We start from the raw sequence: 14,945 nt of genomic DNA on the forward strand, positions 1-14,945 counted from the left end.
TAGGAGCGCGGCGCCGCAAAAAAGTTTGGCCGGAAGAACGCTCGGTGTGAAGGCTAGGCGGACAGGTGTTTCGCCGACATTCGGGGTACGCCGTCCTGCAAAACGCCACCCACGGTGTAGAACGATCCGAAGACCACGATTCTATCAGCGGGGTCTGCGGCGGACACCGCAGCGCGCAAGGCATCCATCGGTGTTGCGTGGACACCGGCCACCCGGCTCTTGCCCCCGGGCGCGGTGGCCGGGTGGCTGTCCAGCAGGGCTCGCAGCGCCTCGGCCTTGCTCGCGCGCGGCAAGGGCAGATCGGTGAGGTGCCAGTGGTCGATCAGGGGCGCAATGCGCTCGAGCATGGTGCCCAAGTCCTTGTCGGCCATGGCACCGAACACCGCGTGCGTGCCGGGGTAGAACCCCATGGCGTCCAGGTTCTCCGCGAGTGCCGCCACCGAATGGGGGTTGTGCGCTACGTCGAGCACCAGTGTGGGCGTGCCGGGCACGATCTGGAAGCGCCCAGGCAACTCCACCAGCGCCAGGCCGTTGCGCACCGCCTGCGCCGTCACGGGCAACCGCCCGCGCAGGGCCTCTACCGCCGCCAGCACGCCCGCGGCGTTGACCAACTGGTTAGCGCCGCGCAGCGCCGGGTACGCCAGCCCGGCGTAGCGCCGCCCGCCGTGCGAAGGGTGCATGGCCCAGCCCCACTGCTGCTGATCGCCCGCGAAATGGAAGTCCTTGCCCAAGCGCCAGAGGTCGGCACCGATTTCCAGCGCACGGTCGAGGATGCTCTGCGGCGGCACCGGGTCGCTCACCACCACCGGGCGCCCGGTGCGCATGATGCCGGCCTTCTCGAAGCCAATGGCTTCGCGGTGATTGCCCAGCAAGGCCATGTGGTCCAGCGCGATGCTGGTGATGACCGCGCAGTCGGTGTCGATGATGTTCACCGCGTCCAGCCGCCCTCCCAGGCCCACTTCCAGGATCGCCACGTCCAGCCCGCTGCGCGCGAGCGTGCGCAAAATGGCCAGGGTGGTGAATTCAAAATAGCTCAGGCTGATCTCGCCGCCATCGTCGCCAGGCTGCCCTTTGCGCGCCACTTCGACCTCGGCAAAGGTCGGCGCGAGGTCGTTGGCCGCCACGGACTCGCCTGCAATGCGGCAACGCTCTTCGAAATGCACCAGGTGCGGCGAGGTGTAGACGCCGGTGCGGTAGCCCGACTGGGTGTAGATGGCTTCCAGCATGGCGCAGGTGGAGCCCTTGCCATTGGTGCCGGCCACCGTGATCACGGGGCAATCGAGCTTCAGACCCATGCGCTGCGCCACGCGCTGCACACGGTCCAGCCCCATATCGATGGTGACTGGATGCAGGCGCTCGGCATGGTCCAGCCAGTCGGCCAGCGTGGTGGGGTGGGAGGGCACGGGAATATCAAGCATGGGCGCGATTGTCCCATCGCGGACAATGCGGTCCATGATCACCCTCTATGGCATCCCCAATTGCGACACCGTGAAGAAGGCGCGCGCCTGGCTCACCGAGCATGGCGTCGACGTCACCTTTCACGACTTCAAGAAACAAGGCGTGCCCGAGGCGGCGCTGGACCGCTGGTTGGCCGCGGCGGGCTGGGAAACCGTGCTCAACCGCAAAGGCACCACTTGGCGCCAGCTCGACGAGGCGACGCGCTCGGCCGTGGCCGATGCCGCCAGCGCCCGCGCGGTGGCACTGGCCAACCCCAGCGTGATCAAGCGCCCGGTGGTCGAGTGGGCCGACGGCATTACCGTGGGCTTCAACGCCGCGGACTGGCAGCGCCGCATCTGAGCCCCGGACCGCGACCTAAAATCGCAGCTTCGCCTTTCGTTTCCGCATCACATCTCCCATCACCATGAGCACCACCCAATTCGACGGCGTGACCGTCAACACCCAGGCCAGCGTGTACTTCGACGGCAAATGCGTCAGCCACGGCATCACCTTTGCCGATGGCACGAAAAAGTCGGTCGGTGTGGTGCTGCCCGCCACGCTCACCTTCAACACCGGCGCGCCCGAAATCATGGAATGCGTGGCTGGCGGCTGCGAATACCAACTGGCCGGCACCAGCGAGTGGAAGAAGTCCGGCCCCGGCGAGAAGTTCAGCGTGCCCGGCAACAGCAGCTTCCAGATCCGCGTGACCGAGCCCTACCACTACATCTGCCACTTCGGCTGATCGATCCGCCGCCATCGACACCGAAAGACACCCCATGGCCACCATTCTTCAGAACCTCCCCCTGCAACAGAAAGTCGGCATCGCCTTCTCCGGCGGGCTGGACACGTCCGCCGCGCTGCTGTGGATGAAGCAAAAAGGCGCGATCCCCTACGCCTACACCGCCAACCTGGGCCAGCCCGACGAGCCGGACTACGACGAGATCCCGCGCAAGGCCATGGCCTACGGTGCCGAGAAGGCGCGCCTGATCGACTGCCGCACGCAACTGGCCCACGAAGGCATTGCCGCCCTGCAAAGCGGCGCCTTCCACATCAGCACCGCCGGCATCACCTATTTCAACACCACGCCGCTGGGCCGCGCCGTCACCGGCACCATGCTGGTGGCCGCGATGAAGGAAGACGACGTCCACATCTGGGGCGACGGCTCGACCTTCAAGGGCAACGACATCGAGCGCTTCTACCGCTACGGCCTGTTGACCAACCCCAGCCTGAAGATCTACAAGCCCTGGCTCGACCAGAAGTTCATCGACGAACTGGGCGGCCGTGCCGAGATGAGCGCCTTCATGACGGCCAACGGCTTTGGCTACAAGATGAGCGCCGAGAAGGCCTACAGCACCGACAGCAACATGCTCGGCGCCACGCACGAGGCGAAAGACCTGGAGCACCTGAACAGCGGCATCCGCATCGTCAACCCGATCATGGGCGTGCCGTTCTGGCGCGAGGATTGCGCGGTCAAGGCCGAAGAGGTCACCGTGCGTTTCGAGGAAGGCCAGCCGGTGGCCCTCAACGGCCAGACCTTCGCCAACCCGGTCGACCTGTTCCTCAAGGCCAACGAGATCGGCGGGCGCCACGGTCTGGGCATGAGCGACCAGATCGAGAACCGCATCATCGAAGCCAAGAGCCGCGGCATCTACGAAGCCCCGGGGCTGGCGCTGCTGTTCATTGCTTACGAGCGCCTGGTGACGGGCATTCACAACGAGGACACGATCGAGCAGTACCGCATCAACGGCCTGCGCCTGGGCCGGCTGCTGTACCAGGGCCGCTGGTTCGATCCGCAGGCCATCATGCTGCGCGAAACCGCGCAGCGCTGGGTGGCGCGCGCGATCACGGGCGAGGTCACGGTGGAGCTGCGCCGTGGCAACGACTACTCCATCCTCAACACCGAGAGCGCCAACCTCACCTACGCGCCCGAGCGCCTGAGCATGGAGAAGGTGGAAGACGCGCCGTTCTCGCCGCTGGACCGCATTGGCCAGCTGACCATGCGCAACCTCGACATCACCGACACACGGGCGAAGCTGAGCACGTACGCCAAGTCCGGCCTGCTGTCGTTGGGCGAGGGTTCGCAGATGTTGAAGCTCGAAGGCGAGTGATCGTTTTTTCCGTAGCGTCTTCACGCTGAGACCTCGCGGGCTTGGGCGCACAGGGCGCTCTGCTCCGCGGGTGTCCCCCGCCGCCGGGAGGGCGGCTCCTCCTTTACCCCGCTGCGCAGAACGCCCTGCACGCCCAAGCCATAAGCGATAAGCGATACACGCGCGACCACGCTTCGCACGCAGGGAGGTCGCCGGTGGCTGGGGTGATCGCCGCAGCGGGGTAAAGACACCGTTGTGCCTGTCAAGTGTTTGCATCGCAGAAACGAGTGGCATCGAAAGGTGTTCTGGATTTGAGCACGCCATAAACGATGGCCAACAGCTTGTGCATACATGCCACGACGATCACTTTGCCCGGTTTGTTCTGAGCCTTCAAACGTTGCCAGAACGCGGCCACAGCCGGGTTGTGCCGGCCCGCGACCATGGCCGGGAAGTACAGCGCATGCTTGAGCTGACGGTGGCCCTGCGCGTGCGTGCCGCCCCGCTTGTTCAGCGATGTGCCGGACTGACGGATCGCGGGCGACAGACTCGCGTAGGCAATCAACGCCTTGACGCTCTTGAACCGTTCGGGTCGGCCAATGTAGGCCAGCAACTGAGGGATGGTCCGATCGCCCAGTCCGGGGATGCTGTGCAACAGCTGGGCACGTCCTCGCAGATGCGGATCGTCATCAATGGTTTGGCGGATTTGCGCCTTGACCTGGGCGATCGTCTTGTCCAGGGTCGCCAGCATCTCGTGCAGCGAGGCTTGCACAACGCCATGGGCCACCTCCAGGCGGTTGGCCTCGCACTGGCGCATTTCCTGCAGGGCATCCAGTCTGGCGACCAAGGCCTGCAGCGCACGCACACCAGGCGCTGGCGCCTCCCACAGCTCGGGCGAGGCCATGCGGCAGAACCGCGCCAGGCTCTTCGAATCCCCCTGGTCGGTCTTGTTGCGCGTGCCCTCGAGTTCGATGAACCGCTTGACCCTCAAGGGGTTGACCACCGAGACCCGCACACCCAGGTCGTGCAGGTGCAGTGCCAGCGGTTCGTGGTACGAGCCTGTGGCTTCCATGCAAACATGCAGCGCAGCGAGCTCCTGGCCTTGCGGCAGGTGGGTCTGCAGCCATTGATGCAAGGCTGCGAAGCCCATGCCTGAATTGGCAAACACCTTGCAGCGGTACTTGCCTTCGTCGTTGAGCAAGGCCACATCGAGCTTGGCCTTGCTGACATCCACGCCCAGCGATGAAGTCATGCCGTTCTCCTGTCAACAACAGCGCCATATCCGACTTGCGCATCCTGATATGCGAGGTCGCCGCTGGCCACAGACCGGCGGCGCCCCAAGACACCGTTCGAGCTACAGCGTCGAATCCGAGAGCGTGCCCCACTCTTTACCGCGGGAGGCAATTCCAAAGGAGGAGATCGGGGTCACACTACGGGCTCTCTTCGGCGCGAGGAGAGCAGTTTGAACAATATCAGGAGGAGACCAGGGCGAAGCCCTGGGCGGGGGACACCCGCGGAGGCGATCACCCCAGCCACCGACGACCGGAGCAACGCCAAAGAAACCTCAACTCATCAAAGCTTCGCGCACCGCCGCCAATTGGCGCCGAGAAACCGCAAGGCGTTCGTCCACGCCATCCAGGCGCACCGTCCAGCCCTCGCCATCGACCGGGTCGTTGTACTTCTCCACCGCTCGAACCGCCCTGCGCGAGACCAGCGCGTTGCGGTGCACACGCACGAACAGGTGCGAATAGCGCTGCTCCAGATCGCTCAGCGCGCCATCGAAGATGTGCTCCTTGTCCGCCGTGCGCACGGTGATGTACTTCAGTTCGGCCTTGAGGTAGATCACGTCCGACAACGCCACCCGTTCGCTGCGACCCCGCTCCTGGATGATCAGGCTCTCGGGCAAACCGTTGTCCTGCACTGTATCGGCGGCGCTGCGCATGCGCACCACCTTTTGCAAAGCCTGTTGCAGCCGCTCACGCCGCACCGGCTTGGTGAGGTAGTCCACCGCTTCGAGTTCGAAGGCGTGCACCGCGTGTTCGGCGTACGCGGTCACGAACACAATGGCCGGCGGCGCAGGCATGCCCCGAAGCGTGGAAGCCAGGGCCATGCCGTCCACGCCGGGCATGTGGATGTCGAGCATGACCAGATCGCAACCGGTGCGCTGGATCTGGTCCATGGCCTGAACCGCATTGGAGCCCTCGCCCACCACGTCGACCCTGGGATCCGTGCATTCGCCCAGCAGCGTGCGCATGCGGGAGCGCGCCAGCGCTTCGTCGTCAACGATCAATACCTTCAGTGTCATGTCACGCTCCGTTGCCTGGGCCGGTCGTTGGGTTCATACCCCCGCTTATACCGGTATTTCGAGCCTCACCTGAAACACCCCATTCACCAATGCAGCCTGGAAGTGGCTCTGCATGTCGTGCAACAGCGTCAGCCGCTGCCGCACGTTGTCCAGCGCCAGCCCATTGCCGCGCCGCCCGCTGCCCGCCGGTACCGTGTTGGTGACCTTGATCACCACCACGCTACCCCGGCGCTGGGTGCTGATGCGCACCACCGCGCCAGTAGCACTCGGTTCCACGCCGTGTTTCACCGCATTCTCCACCAGTGGCTGCAGGATGAGGGGCGGCAACTTGGCCTTGGACGCCGTGTCGTCCACGCTCCACTCCACCCGCAGGCGTTCACCGAAACGCACCTGCTCGATCGCCAGGTAGTGCTCGGCCAGCGCCAGTTCCTGGCGCAAAGGAACCGCTTCCTTGCTGTCGGCCAGAGCGTGGCGAAACAGCTCGCTCAAGTCTTCCAGCAGGCTTTCGGCCTTGGCCGGCTCCTCGCGCACCAGGGCAATGGCGCTGTTGAGCGTGTTGAACAGAAAATGCGGGCGGATGCGGGCCTGCAGCTCGGCCAGGCGCGCCGTGGCGCCCGCCGGACCACGCGCCCGCGCGCGCCACATGAGCGCGGCCACCATTACCGCTGCCACCAAGGCCCCCGCTGCGCCGCTGGCCAACCACGGCGCTTCCTCGGCCAGGGCCATCCACACCAGCAAGCCACAACCGTACAAACCCGACAACGCCCCCAACCCCACGGACGCAGCCCACTGCCCGCCCACGGGCAACAGCCCGAGTTGCCGCTTGAGCCCGCAGACGGTGAGCAGCCAGGCCAGCACGGCCGGCAGCGCCGCACCGGTGAAGATCGCCATCTGCGTGATCCAGCCCAGCAGGCTCGGCGCCACGAACAAGGCCGCCACCGCCACGATGGCCTCCACGAACAGCACCGCGCGCAGCACCGTGCCGACCTGGCAGGTGTCGAACACCTGGATGCGAGCACGCACGTGCTCGGGCATCTCCGCGATCGGGCGCGCACCGGCCGCATGGGCCAAGTCCTGGAAGGTCGATAAAATTCTGGAGTCTTTCATGGGGTGCTCGTCCGTCTTCGGGTCAGTCCCCTGAGGGTCTGTGCAGATCTTGCGCCAAAAACCGGCCCGGGCCCCGTTGGCCCCAGCCCCATCCCGCGCGGTCCTCCGCTCCTTTCATTTCCCATCCGCCGCTGGCAACACCATGTCTACCAACCAACTCGACAAGAAATCCGAAGCCTGGTCTGCCCTATTCTCAGAGCCGATGAGCGAGTTGGTCAAGCGCTACACCGCCAGCGTCTTTTTCGACAAACGCCTCTGGCAGGCCGACATCGCCGGCAGCCTCGCCCACGCCGAAATGCTCGCGCACCAGTCCATCATCGCCACAGCCGACTTGGAGGCCATCCAGCGCGGCATGGCGCAGATCACGGCCGAGATCGAACGCGGCGAGTTCGAGTGGAAGCTCGACCTGGAAGACGTGCACCTCAACATCGAAGCGCGCCTGACCCAGCTCGTGGGCGATGCGGGCAAACGCCTGCACACCGGGCGCAGCCGCAACGACCAGGTCGCCACCGACGTGCGCCTGTGGCTGCGCGGCGAGATCGACCTCATCACCTCCCTGCTCGGCGAGCTGCAGACCGCGCTGGTGGAGGTGGCCGAGAAGAACGTGGACGTGATCCTGCCCGGCTTCACCCACCTGCAGGTCGCGCAACCGGTGAGCTTCGCGCACCACCTGCTGGCCTATGTGGAGATGTTCTCGCGCGACGCCGAGCGCCTGGGCGATGTGCGCCGCCGCACCAACCGCCTGCCCCTGGGCAGCGCCGCGCTGGCCGGCACCACCTACCCACTGGACCGTGAACGCGTGGCCCGCACCCTGGGCATGGTGAACGAGCGTGGCGAGCCGCAGGTGTGCATGAACAGCCTGGACGGCGTGAGCGACCGCGACTTCGCGATCGAATTCACCGCCGCCGCCTCGTTGTGCATGGTGCACATCAGCCGCTTCAGCGAAGAACTCATTCTGTGGATGAGCCAGAACTTCGGCTTCGTGAAGATCGCCGACCGCTTCACCACCGGCTCGTCGATCATGCCGCAGAAGAAAAACCCGGACGTGCCCGAACTCGCGCGCGGCAAGACCGGCCGCGTGGTGGGCCACCTCATGGGCCTGATCACGCTCATGAAAGGCCAGCCCCTGGCCTACAACAAGGACAACCAGGAAGACAAGGAGCCGCTGTTCGATACGGTCGACACGCTCAAGGACACGCTGCGCATCTTCAGCGAAATGGTGGGCGGGCAGGTGAACCCGGCCTCCGGCCAGAAGGAAGGCGGCATCACGGTGAACGCATTGGCGATGGAAGAAGCGGCCAAGAAGGGCTACGCCACCGCCACCGACCTGGCCGACTACCTGGTGAAGAAGGGCCTGCCGTTTCGCGACGCCCACGAAACCGTCGCGCACGCGGTCAAGGCGGCTGTGTCGCACAACTGCGACCTCTCCGAACTGCCGCTGGCAGTGCTGCAGGGTTTCCACGCGTCGATCGAGAAGGACGTGTACGAATGCCTGAGCCTGCGGGGCAGCCTGGAAGCGCGCAACACCTTGGGCGGCACGGCGCCGGCACAGGTGCGCGCGCAGATTGCGCGGCACCGCAAGCGCCTGGGCTAAGGCTGCCGCGCAGGCGACGCGTCGATGGTCGACTGCGCGTTGACCGTTGACGGGCTCGGTTTCCTCCTCAGGTACAAGGATCAGGCCGCGGCACCTCGGTGCAATACTGGTAGGCCTCGGGCTTGAGGCCACCGCCGACCACGCGGTACTGGTCGAAGCAGGCAGCGCTGGCCAGGTAGCGGTGCCATTTCGCCTCGCAGGCGCTGGTGCCGCGCGGCAGGGGCGCGTTGGCGGGCACAGCGTTGGCCCGGTAGCGCTCGGGAACCCAGGTGCCATACACCACCTGGCCATATTCGTCCGTCCACCGGAACACCTCGGCCGGCTGCGCCCAACCCGGCATGGCCAGCATCAGGGCGAGCGCGAGAACGGGAGCAAGGAACGGGCGGCTCATGGGGATTGGGATGGTGCCACGGTCTCACGGTTCCCGCCATTCGTCCACCCGTCTTTTCAAGCTACGCTTGGCGCTTGTCATGGAGGAAGCCTTGAACAAGATCCTGTCTCGTTTTGTCGCCATCGCCCTGCTCGCCGCTGCCCTGCCGGCGTCCGCGTTGCAGATCGTCAGCACCTCTCCCAAGGGCGAGGTCTCCCGGGTCCGCCAGGTCGTCGTGAAGTTCGACGAGGCCGCCGTCACGTTCGGCGACCCGAAAGCCCCCGCACCCGTCTCGCTCAGCTGCAGCGACGCACAGGCCACGCAAGGCAACGGCCGCTGGGTCAACGAACGCGAATGGGCCTTTGAATTCGAGAACGACCTGCCTCCAGGCGTGCGCTGCACGGTGCAGGTCAGGAGCGGCTTCAAGTCGCCCAAGGGCGCAGAGCTGGCGGTGTCGCGCTTCGCCTTCAACACCGGCGGGCCTTTCGTGCAGCAGGTGCGCCCCGGTGCTTCCTCGCGCATCGACGAGGAACAGTACTTCGTATTGCGGCTCAACGGCGCGGCGACACCGGCCAGCGTGCAATCGAACGTCTGGTGCGCAGTGGAAGGACTGGGCGAGCGCGTGCCGGTGCGGCTCATCGACGGCGACGAGCGCGCCGCGCTGCTCAAGGCCAACGGCTGGGACAAGGCCGCCACCCAGGAGCCGCAACGCCACCTGACGCTGGCGTGCAACCGACGCCTCACGCCGGACACCAAGATGTCCCTCGTGTTCGGCAAGGGCGTGGCCACACCCTCGGGCGTCGCGAATTCGGTCGAAAGGCGCTTCAACTTCCAGGTGCGCGAAGCCTTCACCGTGGGCTTCAACTGCGAGCGTGAAAATGCGCAGGCCGCGTGCCTGCCGATCCGGCCGATGTCGCTGAACTTCAACGCGCCGGTGCCGCGCAAGCTGGCAGAGGGCATCCGACTGAAGTCGCAGCGGCAGACGCACAAGCCGGCGTTCGAGGACGACAACGCCGACGGCGACAGCGTGGTCTCTTCGGTGTCTTTCAAGCCGCCGTTCGGCGAGAGCGCCGCGTTCACCGTGGAACTGCAGAAAGACTTCCAGGACGCCGCCGGGCGCAACGCGGTCAACGCCGACAGCTTCCCACTGGCCGTGTCCACCGGCCCCATGCCGCCCCTGGCCAAGTTCGCCGCCGCACCCTTCGGCATTGTCGAGCGCTTCGCCGAGCCCGGCGGCACGCCCCTGCTGCCGGTGACCCTGCGCAAAGTGGAAGCCGCGCTGAAGGTGCAAGGGCTCGCGCCGGGCCAGGTGAACGCGCTGCAGCCCAGGAGCGACGCGGAGATCATCGCCTGGTTCCGCAAGCTGCGGCGCTACGACCAGTTCAACGTCACGCGCGAACAGGCGCGCGCCGACACCGTCGGCCCGCTGCCCAAGGCACTGGAAGAGCGGGACGAACGCTGGGTGGAGTCGCGCGCGGTCTCGCTGCTCAAAGGCAAGCCCGGCGTCAAGGCGATGGACCTGCCCCAACCCGCCAGCAACGATCCGCGCCCCTTCGAGGTGGTGGGCATTCCGCTCACGCCCGGCTTCCATGTGGTGGAGATCGCTTCGCCCGCGCTCGGCGGCTCGCTGCTGGATCCGCGCTATGGCGCGCAACGCACGATGTATGTGCGCACCTCGGCCCTGGTGACCAACCTGGGCGTGCACTTCAAGCTCGGCCGCGAGAACGCGCTGGCCTGGGTGACCACGCTGGACAAGGGCAAGCCCGCAGCGGGTGCGCTCGTGCGCGTGTCTGACTGCACCGGCAAGGAGATCGCCACCGGCACCACCAACGCGCAAGGCGTGGTGGACTTGAAGGGCGTGCCTCCGCAGGCGCCCTACTGCGACAGCGAGGACGGCGCGAGCACCCAGGCCTATTTCGTGAGCGCGCGCCTGAAAGACGGCGCGGTGGACGACATGGCCTTCACCTGGAGCGACTGGTACCGCGGCATCGAACCCTGGCGCTTCAACCACCCCACCAGCCGCGAAGCCCGCCCCGACGAGCGCGCCCACACGGTGTTCGACCGCACGCTGCTGCGCGCCGGCGAGACGGTGTCGATGAAGCACCTCATCCGCACCGAAACCAGCCAGGGCTTCGGCCTGCCGCAAACCTTGCCCGATACCCTGATGGTCACGCACACCGGCAGTGGTCAGCAATACACGCAGGCCGTGGCCTGGCGCAAGACGGCCACCGGCGGCCAGAGCGCGGACAGCACGTTTGCCGTGCCCGCCAGCGCCAAGCTGGGCCGCTACGAGGTGATGCTCAAGAGCCAGGACGACAACGAACGCCAGTACGGCACGGGGGAATTCCGCGTCGAAGAGTTCCGCCTGCCGGTGTTAGAAGGCCGCATCGCGCCTGAAGAAAAACAGGCGCTGGTCAATGTGAAGGCGGTGCCGACGCAGTTGCAGGTCAACTACGTCTCGGGCGGCGGCGCGGCCAACCTGCCGGTGCGCGTGTCGGCCCTGGTGCGCAACAAGTTCCTGAGCTTCAACGACTTCGAAGGTTTCAGCTTCCAGCCGCCCCGCGCCGACGGCAGCGCGGGCGATGAGGAAGGTGAAGAAGAGGCCAGCGCTTCGCAGGACCAGCGCGTGATCGCGGACAAGCTGCCCCTCACGCTGGACCGCAATGGCGCGGGCAAGCTCACCATCGACCAGGTGCCCACCGCGCCGCAACCGCAGGAGCTGCTGCTCGAAGCCACTTACGCCGACCCCAATGGCGAGGTGCAGACGCTGCGCAGCGTCTCCACCGTGTGGCCCGCTCAAGTGGTGGCGGGCATCAAGACCGAGGGTTGGGTGTCGGCCAGCCAGAAGATCCAGTTCCAGGCCCTGGCGCTGGACCTCGCGGGCAAGCCCGCGGCCGGCGTGGCGCTGGACGTGAAGGCGCTGGCGCACATCACCACCACCAGCCGCAAGCGCATGGTGGGCGGCTTCTACACCTACGACAACAAGACCGAAACCAAGGACCTCGGCTCGGTCTGCAGCGGCAAGAGCGATGCGCGCGGCCTGCTGTTGTGCGAGACCCGGCTGGGCGAACCGGGCGAGGTGGAACTGATCGTGACCGCCAAGGACGCCTCGGGCCGCAGCATCCAGGCCGCCAGTGCCGTCTACGTGACGCGCCAGGGCGAGCTCTGGTTCGGCGGCGAGAACCACGACCGAATCGACCTGCTGCCCGAGAAGAAAACCTACCAACCCGGCGAGACCGCGAAGTTCCAGGTGCGCATGCCGTTCCGCTTCGCCACCGCGCTGCTCACGGTGGAGCGCGAAGGCATCATCGAATCGCAGGTAGTGCAACTCAACGGGCAGGACCCGACCGTGCAGCTCAAGATCCAGGAGAGCTGGGGACCGAACGTGTACGTGAGCGTGCTGGCCCTGCGCGGCCGGCTGCGCGAGGTGCCGTGGTACTCGTTCTTCACCTGGGGCTACAAGGCGCCGCGCGAATGGTGGACTGCGTTCTGGCATGAAGGCCGCGAATACGTGGCGCCGACCACCCTGGTCGACCTGAGCAAACCCGCTTTCCGCCTCGGCGTGGCCGAGATCCGCGTGGGCACCCAGGCGCACCAACTCGCCGTGAGCGTGAAGGCCGACCAGGAAAGTTACCCCGTGCGCGGGCAAGCAAAGGTCACCATCAGCGCGAAGCTGCCCAATGGCCAGCCCGCCGCGCACGCGGAGGTGGCGCTGGCCGCCGTGGACCAGGCCCTGCTCGAACTCATGCCCAACCGCAGCTGGAACCTGCTGGATGCGATGCTGCAGCAACGCGCCTGGGGCGTGGAGACGTCGACCGCGCAAATGGAAATCATCGGCCGGCGGCACTACGGCCGCAAAGCCGTGCCCGCGGGCGGCGGTGGCGGCAAGAGCGGCACGCGCGAACTGCTCGACACCTTGCTGCTCTGGAACCCCAAGGTGGCGCTGGACGCGAAGGGCCAGGCGGTCGTGACGGTGCCGCTCAACGACGCGCTCACCACCTTCCAGATCGTCGCCGTGGTGGACATGGGCACGGGCCTCTTCGGCACCGGCCAGACCAGCGTGCGCGCCACGCAGGACCTGCAAATCATCAGCGGCCTGCCGCCGCTGGTGCGCGAAGACGACCAGTTCCGCGCGCAACTCACCTTGCGCAACACGACGCAGAAGGCCATGAAGGTCGAGGTGTCGCCACGCGCCACCTTGCTCACGCTGGCACCGCAGACGCTGGACATTCCCGCGGGCGAAGCCCGTGAAGTGGCCTGGAACGTGACCGCCCCCGCGCAGTTGGCGCTCGCGCGGGCCGAAGCCATCCTGTGGGAAATCGAAGCCAAGGACACCCTGGGCGGTGCCAGGGACGCGCTCAAGGCGAGCCAGCGCATCGTGCCGGCCGTGCCGCTCTCGGTGCAGCAGGCCACGCTGGTGCAGGTCGATGGCGCGTTCCAGCTCGGCGCCAGTGCGCCGGCAGGCGCACTGGCCGGCCGGGGCGGCTTGAAGCTCGCGCTGCAGCCCAAGCTGGGGGAAGGCCTGCCCGGCGTGCGCGACTGGTTCGCCAACTACCCCTTCGTCTGCCTGGAGCAAAAAACCAGCAAGGCCATCGGCCTGCGCGATGCCCAACTGTGGCAAGGCGTGGTGACGCAACTGCCCAGCTACCTGGATGCCGACGGCCTGGCCACCTACTTCCCGCCGCGCGAAGGCGATGGCAGCCGGGGCAGCGACATCCTGACCGCCTACCTGCTCGCGGCCACGCACGAGGCCTCGGCCATCGACCCGGCCTTCGGCCTGCCCGACGACGCCCGCGCGCCGATGGAGCGCGGCCTGATCGCCTTCGTCGAAGGCCGCATCACGCGCGAGTTCTGGAGCCCGCGCAAGGACCTGGACGTGCGCAAACTGGCGGCCCTCGAAGCGCTGTCGCGGTACGGCAAGGCGCAGGGCCGCATGGCCGGCAGCATCACGATCGCGCCCAACCAATGGCCCACCAGCGCGGTGATCGACTGGATCAACATCTTGAAGCGCGTGGCCGACGTGCCCCAGCGCGAACAGCGCCTGGGCGAGGCCATGCAGGTGCTGCGCGCGCGCCTGAGCCACCAGGGCACCAAGCTCGTGTTCAGCACCGAGCGCGACGACTACTGGTGGTGGCTCATGGCCAACGGCGACGTGAACACCGCGCGCCTGCTGCTCACCGTGATGGACGACCCGGCCTGGCAGGACGACATGGGCCGCCTGGCCAGCGGCTTCATCGGCCGCCAGCAGAACGGCGCCTGGCACACCACCACCGCCAACCTGTGGGGTGGCTTGGCGCTGGAGAAGTTCTCCGCCAAGTTCGAGGCCACGCCGGTGGCCGGCGTGACGCGCGCCACCCTGGGCACCTCGTCAGCGAACATCGACTGGGCCAAGGTCGAGCGGGTGAAGAGCAGCGACGCCAGCGGCGCTGCGCACCAGACCACCGGGTTCGGCGCGCCGGCCAGTCCTGGCCAACTGAGGAACAACACCGGCTTCCTGCCCTGGAAGGCCGATGGCGGTGCCGACACGCTGCAGGTGGTGCACCAGGGCGCGGGCAAGCCCTGGCTCACGCTGCAGTCGCTCGCCGCCGTGCCGCTCAAGGCGCCGTTCAGCGCGGGCTACACGATCAAGAAGAGCATCACGCCGGTGGAGCAGGCGGTCAGCGGCCAGTACACGCGCGGCGACGTGCTGCGCGTGTCGCTGGAAGTCAATGCCTCGGCCGACATGACCTGGGTCGCGGTGACCGACCCGATCCCCGGCGGCGCGACCATTCTGGGCGGCGGCCTGGGGCGCGATTCGCAGATCGCCACCTCGGGCGAAAAACGGGCGTCGGGCAACGCCTGGCCGGCCTTCGAAGAACGCAGCTTCGAGGCCTACCGCGGCTACTACGAGTACGTGCCCAAGGGCGTGTTGAAGATGGAATACACCGTGCGCCTGAACAACGTGGGCGACTTCGCGCTGCCGCCCAGCCGCGTGGAAGCGCTGTACGCGCCCGAGATGTTCGGCGAGGCCCCGAACGCGCGCGTGAAAGTGGAGGCCGCACGGTGAAA

The 14,945-nt window shown here is 66.9% G+C and carries 10 protein-coding genes; 5 read left to right on the forward strand and 5 right to left on the reverse strand.

The window, feature by feature from the left end; translation table 11 throughout:
- Positions 1-53: 53 nt before the first annotated feature.
- Positions 54-1,418 (reverse strand): bifunctional tetrahydrofolate synthase/dihydrofolate synthase, encoded by a 1,365-nt coding sequence (gene folC / locus F9K07_RS22420; protein WP_159595525.1) that lies wholly within the window; start codon positions 1,416-1,418, stop codon positions 54-56.
- A gap of 34 nt (positions 1,419-1,452) precedes the next feature.
- Here folC and F9K07_RS22425 point away from each other — a divergent pair, with 34 nt between their 5' ends.
- From F9K07_RS22425 to argG, 3 genes are all read left to right on the forward strand, one after another.
- Positions 1,453-1,797, forward strand: a complete 345-nt coding sequence (locus F9K07_RS22425) for an ArsC family reductase (protein ID WP_159595526.1) — start codon at positions 1,453-1,455, stop codon at positions 1,795-1,797.
- A gap of 64 nt (positions 1,798-1,861) precedes the next feature.
- A complete protein-coding gene (gene ppnP, locus F9K07_RS22430; protein WP_159595527.1) occupies positions 1,862-2,179 on the forward strand; it encodes a pyrimidine/purine nucleoside phosphorylase in 318 nt (105 codons plus the stop codon).
- A 34-nt stretch (positions 2,180-2,213) separates the two neighbouring features.
- Positions 2,214-3,545 carry an argininosuccinate synthase gene (argG, locus tag F9K07_RS22435; protein WP_159595528.1) on the forward strand — a complete coding sequence of 444 codons (1,332 nt, stop codon included), beginning with the start codon at positions 2,214-2,216 and terminating at the stop codon, positions 3,543-3,545.
- A gap of 241 nt (positions 3,546-3,786) precedes the next feature.
- On the opposite strand, the gene F9K07_RS22440 is transcribed toward argG, so the two are convergent.
- The 3 genes from F9K07_RS22440 to F9K07_RS22450 all read right to left on the reverse strand — a co-directional run bounded on the left by F9K07_RS22440 (position 3,787) and on the right by F9K07_RS22450 (position 6,933).
- Positions 3,787-4,773 carry a transposase gene (locus F9K07_RS22440; RefSeq protein WP_159595529.1) on the reverse strand — a complete coding sequence of 329 codons (987 nt, stop codon included), beginning with the start codon at positions 4,771-4,773 and terminating at the stop codon, positions 3,787-3,789.
- Between the two features lie 312 nt (positions 4,774-5,085).
- The gene (locus F9K07_RS22445; RefSeq protein WP_159595530.1) at positions 5,086-5,826 is read right to left on the reverse strand and encodes a LytR/AlgR family response regulator transcription factor; all 741 of its coding nucleotides are present in this window, start codon (positions 5,824-5,826) and stop codon (positions 5,086-5,088) included.
- Between the two features lie 45 nt (positions 5,827-5,871).
- Positions 5,872-6,933, reverse strand: a complete 1,062-nt coding sequence (locus tag F9K07_RS22450; RefSeq protein WP_159595531.1) for a sensor histidine kinase — start codon at positions 6,931-6,933, stop codon at positions 5,872-5,874.
- 142 nt (positions 6,934-7,075) lie between these two features.
- Here F9K07_RS22450 and argH point away from each other — a divergent pair, with 142 nt between their 5' ends.
- On the forward strand, positions 7,076-8,527 hold the full coding sequence (gene argH / locus F9K07_RS22455) for an argininosuccinate lyase (RefSeq protein WP_159595532.1): 1,452 nt from the start codon (positions 7,076-7,078) through the stop codon (positions 8,525-8,527).
- 67 nt (positions 8,528-8,594) lie between these two features.
- On the opposite strand, the gene F9K07_RS22460 is transcribed toward argH, so the two are convergent.
- Entirely contained in the window at positions 8,595-8,918 is a 324-nt protein-coding gene (locus F9K07_RS22460; RefSeq protein ID WP_159595533.1) for a DUF4124 domain-containing protein, read from the reverse strand.
- A gap of 79 nt (positions 8,919-8,997) precedes the next feature.
- On the opposite strand from F9K07_RS22460, the gene F9K07_RS22465 reads away from it, so the two are divergent.
- A complete protein-coding gene (locus F9K07_RS22465) occupies positions 8,998-14,943 on the forward strand; it encodes an alpha-2-macroglobulin family protein (RefSeq protein ID WP_159595534.1) in 5,946 nt (1,981 codons plus the stop codon).
- Positions 14,944-14,945: the final 2 nt, after the last annotated feature.

The organism is Hydrogenophaga sp. BPS33 (assembly GCF_009859475.1).
Classification (GTDB): domain Bacteria; phylum Pseudomonadota; class Gammaproteobacteria; order Burkholderiales; family Burkholderiaceae_C; genus Hydrogenophaga.

What these genes read in the sequence shown, in the direction of transcription:
- argG (WP_159595528.1), top strand. Translation starts at nt 2,214, where the DNA reads ATGGCCACCATTCTTCAGAACCTCCCCCTGCAACAGAAAGTCGGCATC.
- F9K07_RS22440 (WP_159595529.1), bottom strand. Translation starts at nt 4,773, where the DNA reads ATGACTTCATCGCTGGGCGTGGATGTCAGCAAGGCCAAGCTCGATGTG.
- F9K07_RS22450 (WP_159595531.1), bottom strand. Translation starts at nt 6,933, where the DNA reads ATGAAAGACTCCAGAATTTTATCGACCTTCCAGGACTTGGCCCATGCG.
- F9K07_RS22445 (WP_159595530.1), bottom strand. Translation starts at nt 5,826, where the DNA reads ATGACACTGAAGGTATTGATCGTTGACGACGAAGCGCTGGCGCGCTCC.
- folC (WP_159595525.1), bottom strand. Translation starts at nt 1,418, where the DNA reads ATGCTTGATATTCCCGTGCCCTCCCACCCCACCACGCTGGCCGACTGG.
- F9K07_RS22460 (WP_159595533.1), bottom strand. Translation starts at nt 8,918, where the DNA reads ATGAGCCGCCCGTTCCTTGCTCCCGTTCTCGCGCTCGCCCTGATGCTG.
- F9K07_RS22465 (WP_159595534.1), top strand. Translation starts at nt 8,998, where the DNA reads ATGGAGGAAGCCTTGAACAAGATCCTGTCTCGTTTTGTCGCCATCGCC.
- ppnP (WP_159595527.1), top strand. Translation starts at nt 1,862, where the DNA reads ATGAGCACCACCCAATTCGACGGCGTGACCGTCAACACCCAGGCCAGC.
- argH (WP_159595532.1), top strand. Translation starts at nt 7,076, where the DNA reads ATGTCTACCAACCAACTCGACAAGAAATCCGAAGCCTGGTCTGCCCTA.
- F9K07_RS22425 (WP_159595526.1), top strand. Translation starts at nt 1,453, where the DNA reads ATGATCACCCTCTATGGCATCCCCAATTGCGACACCGTGAAGAAGGCG.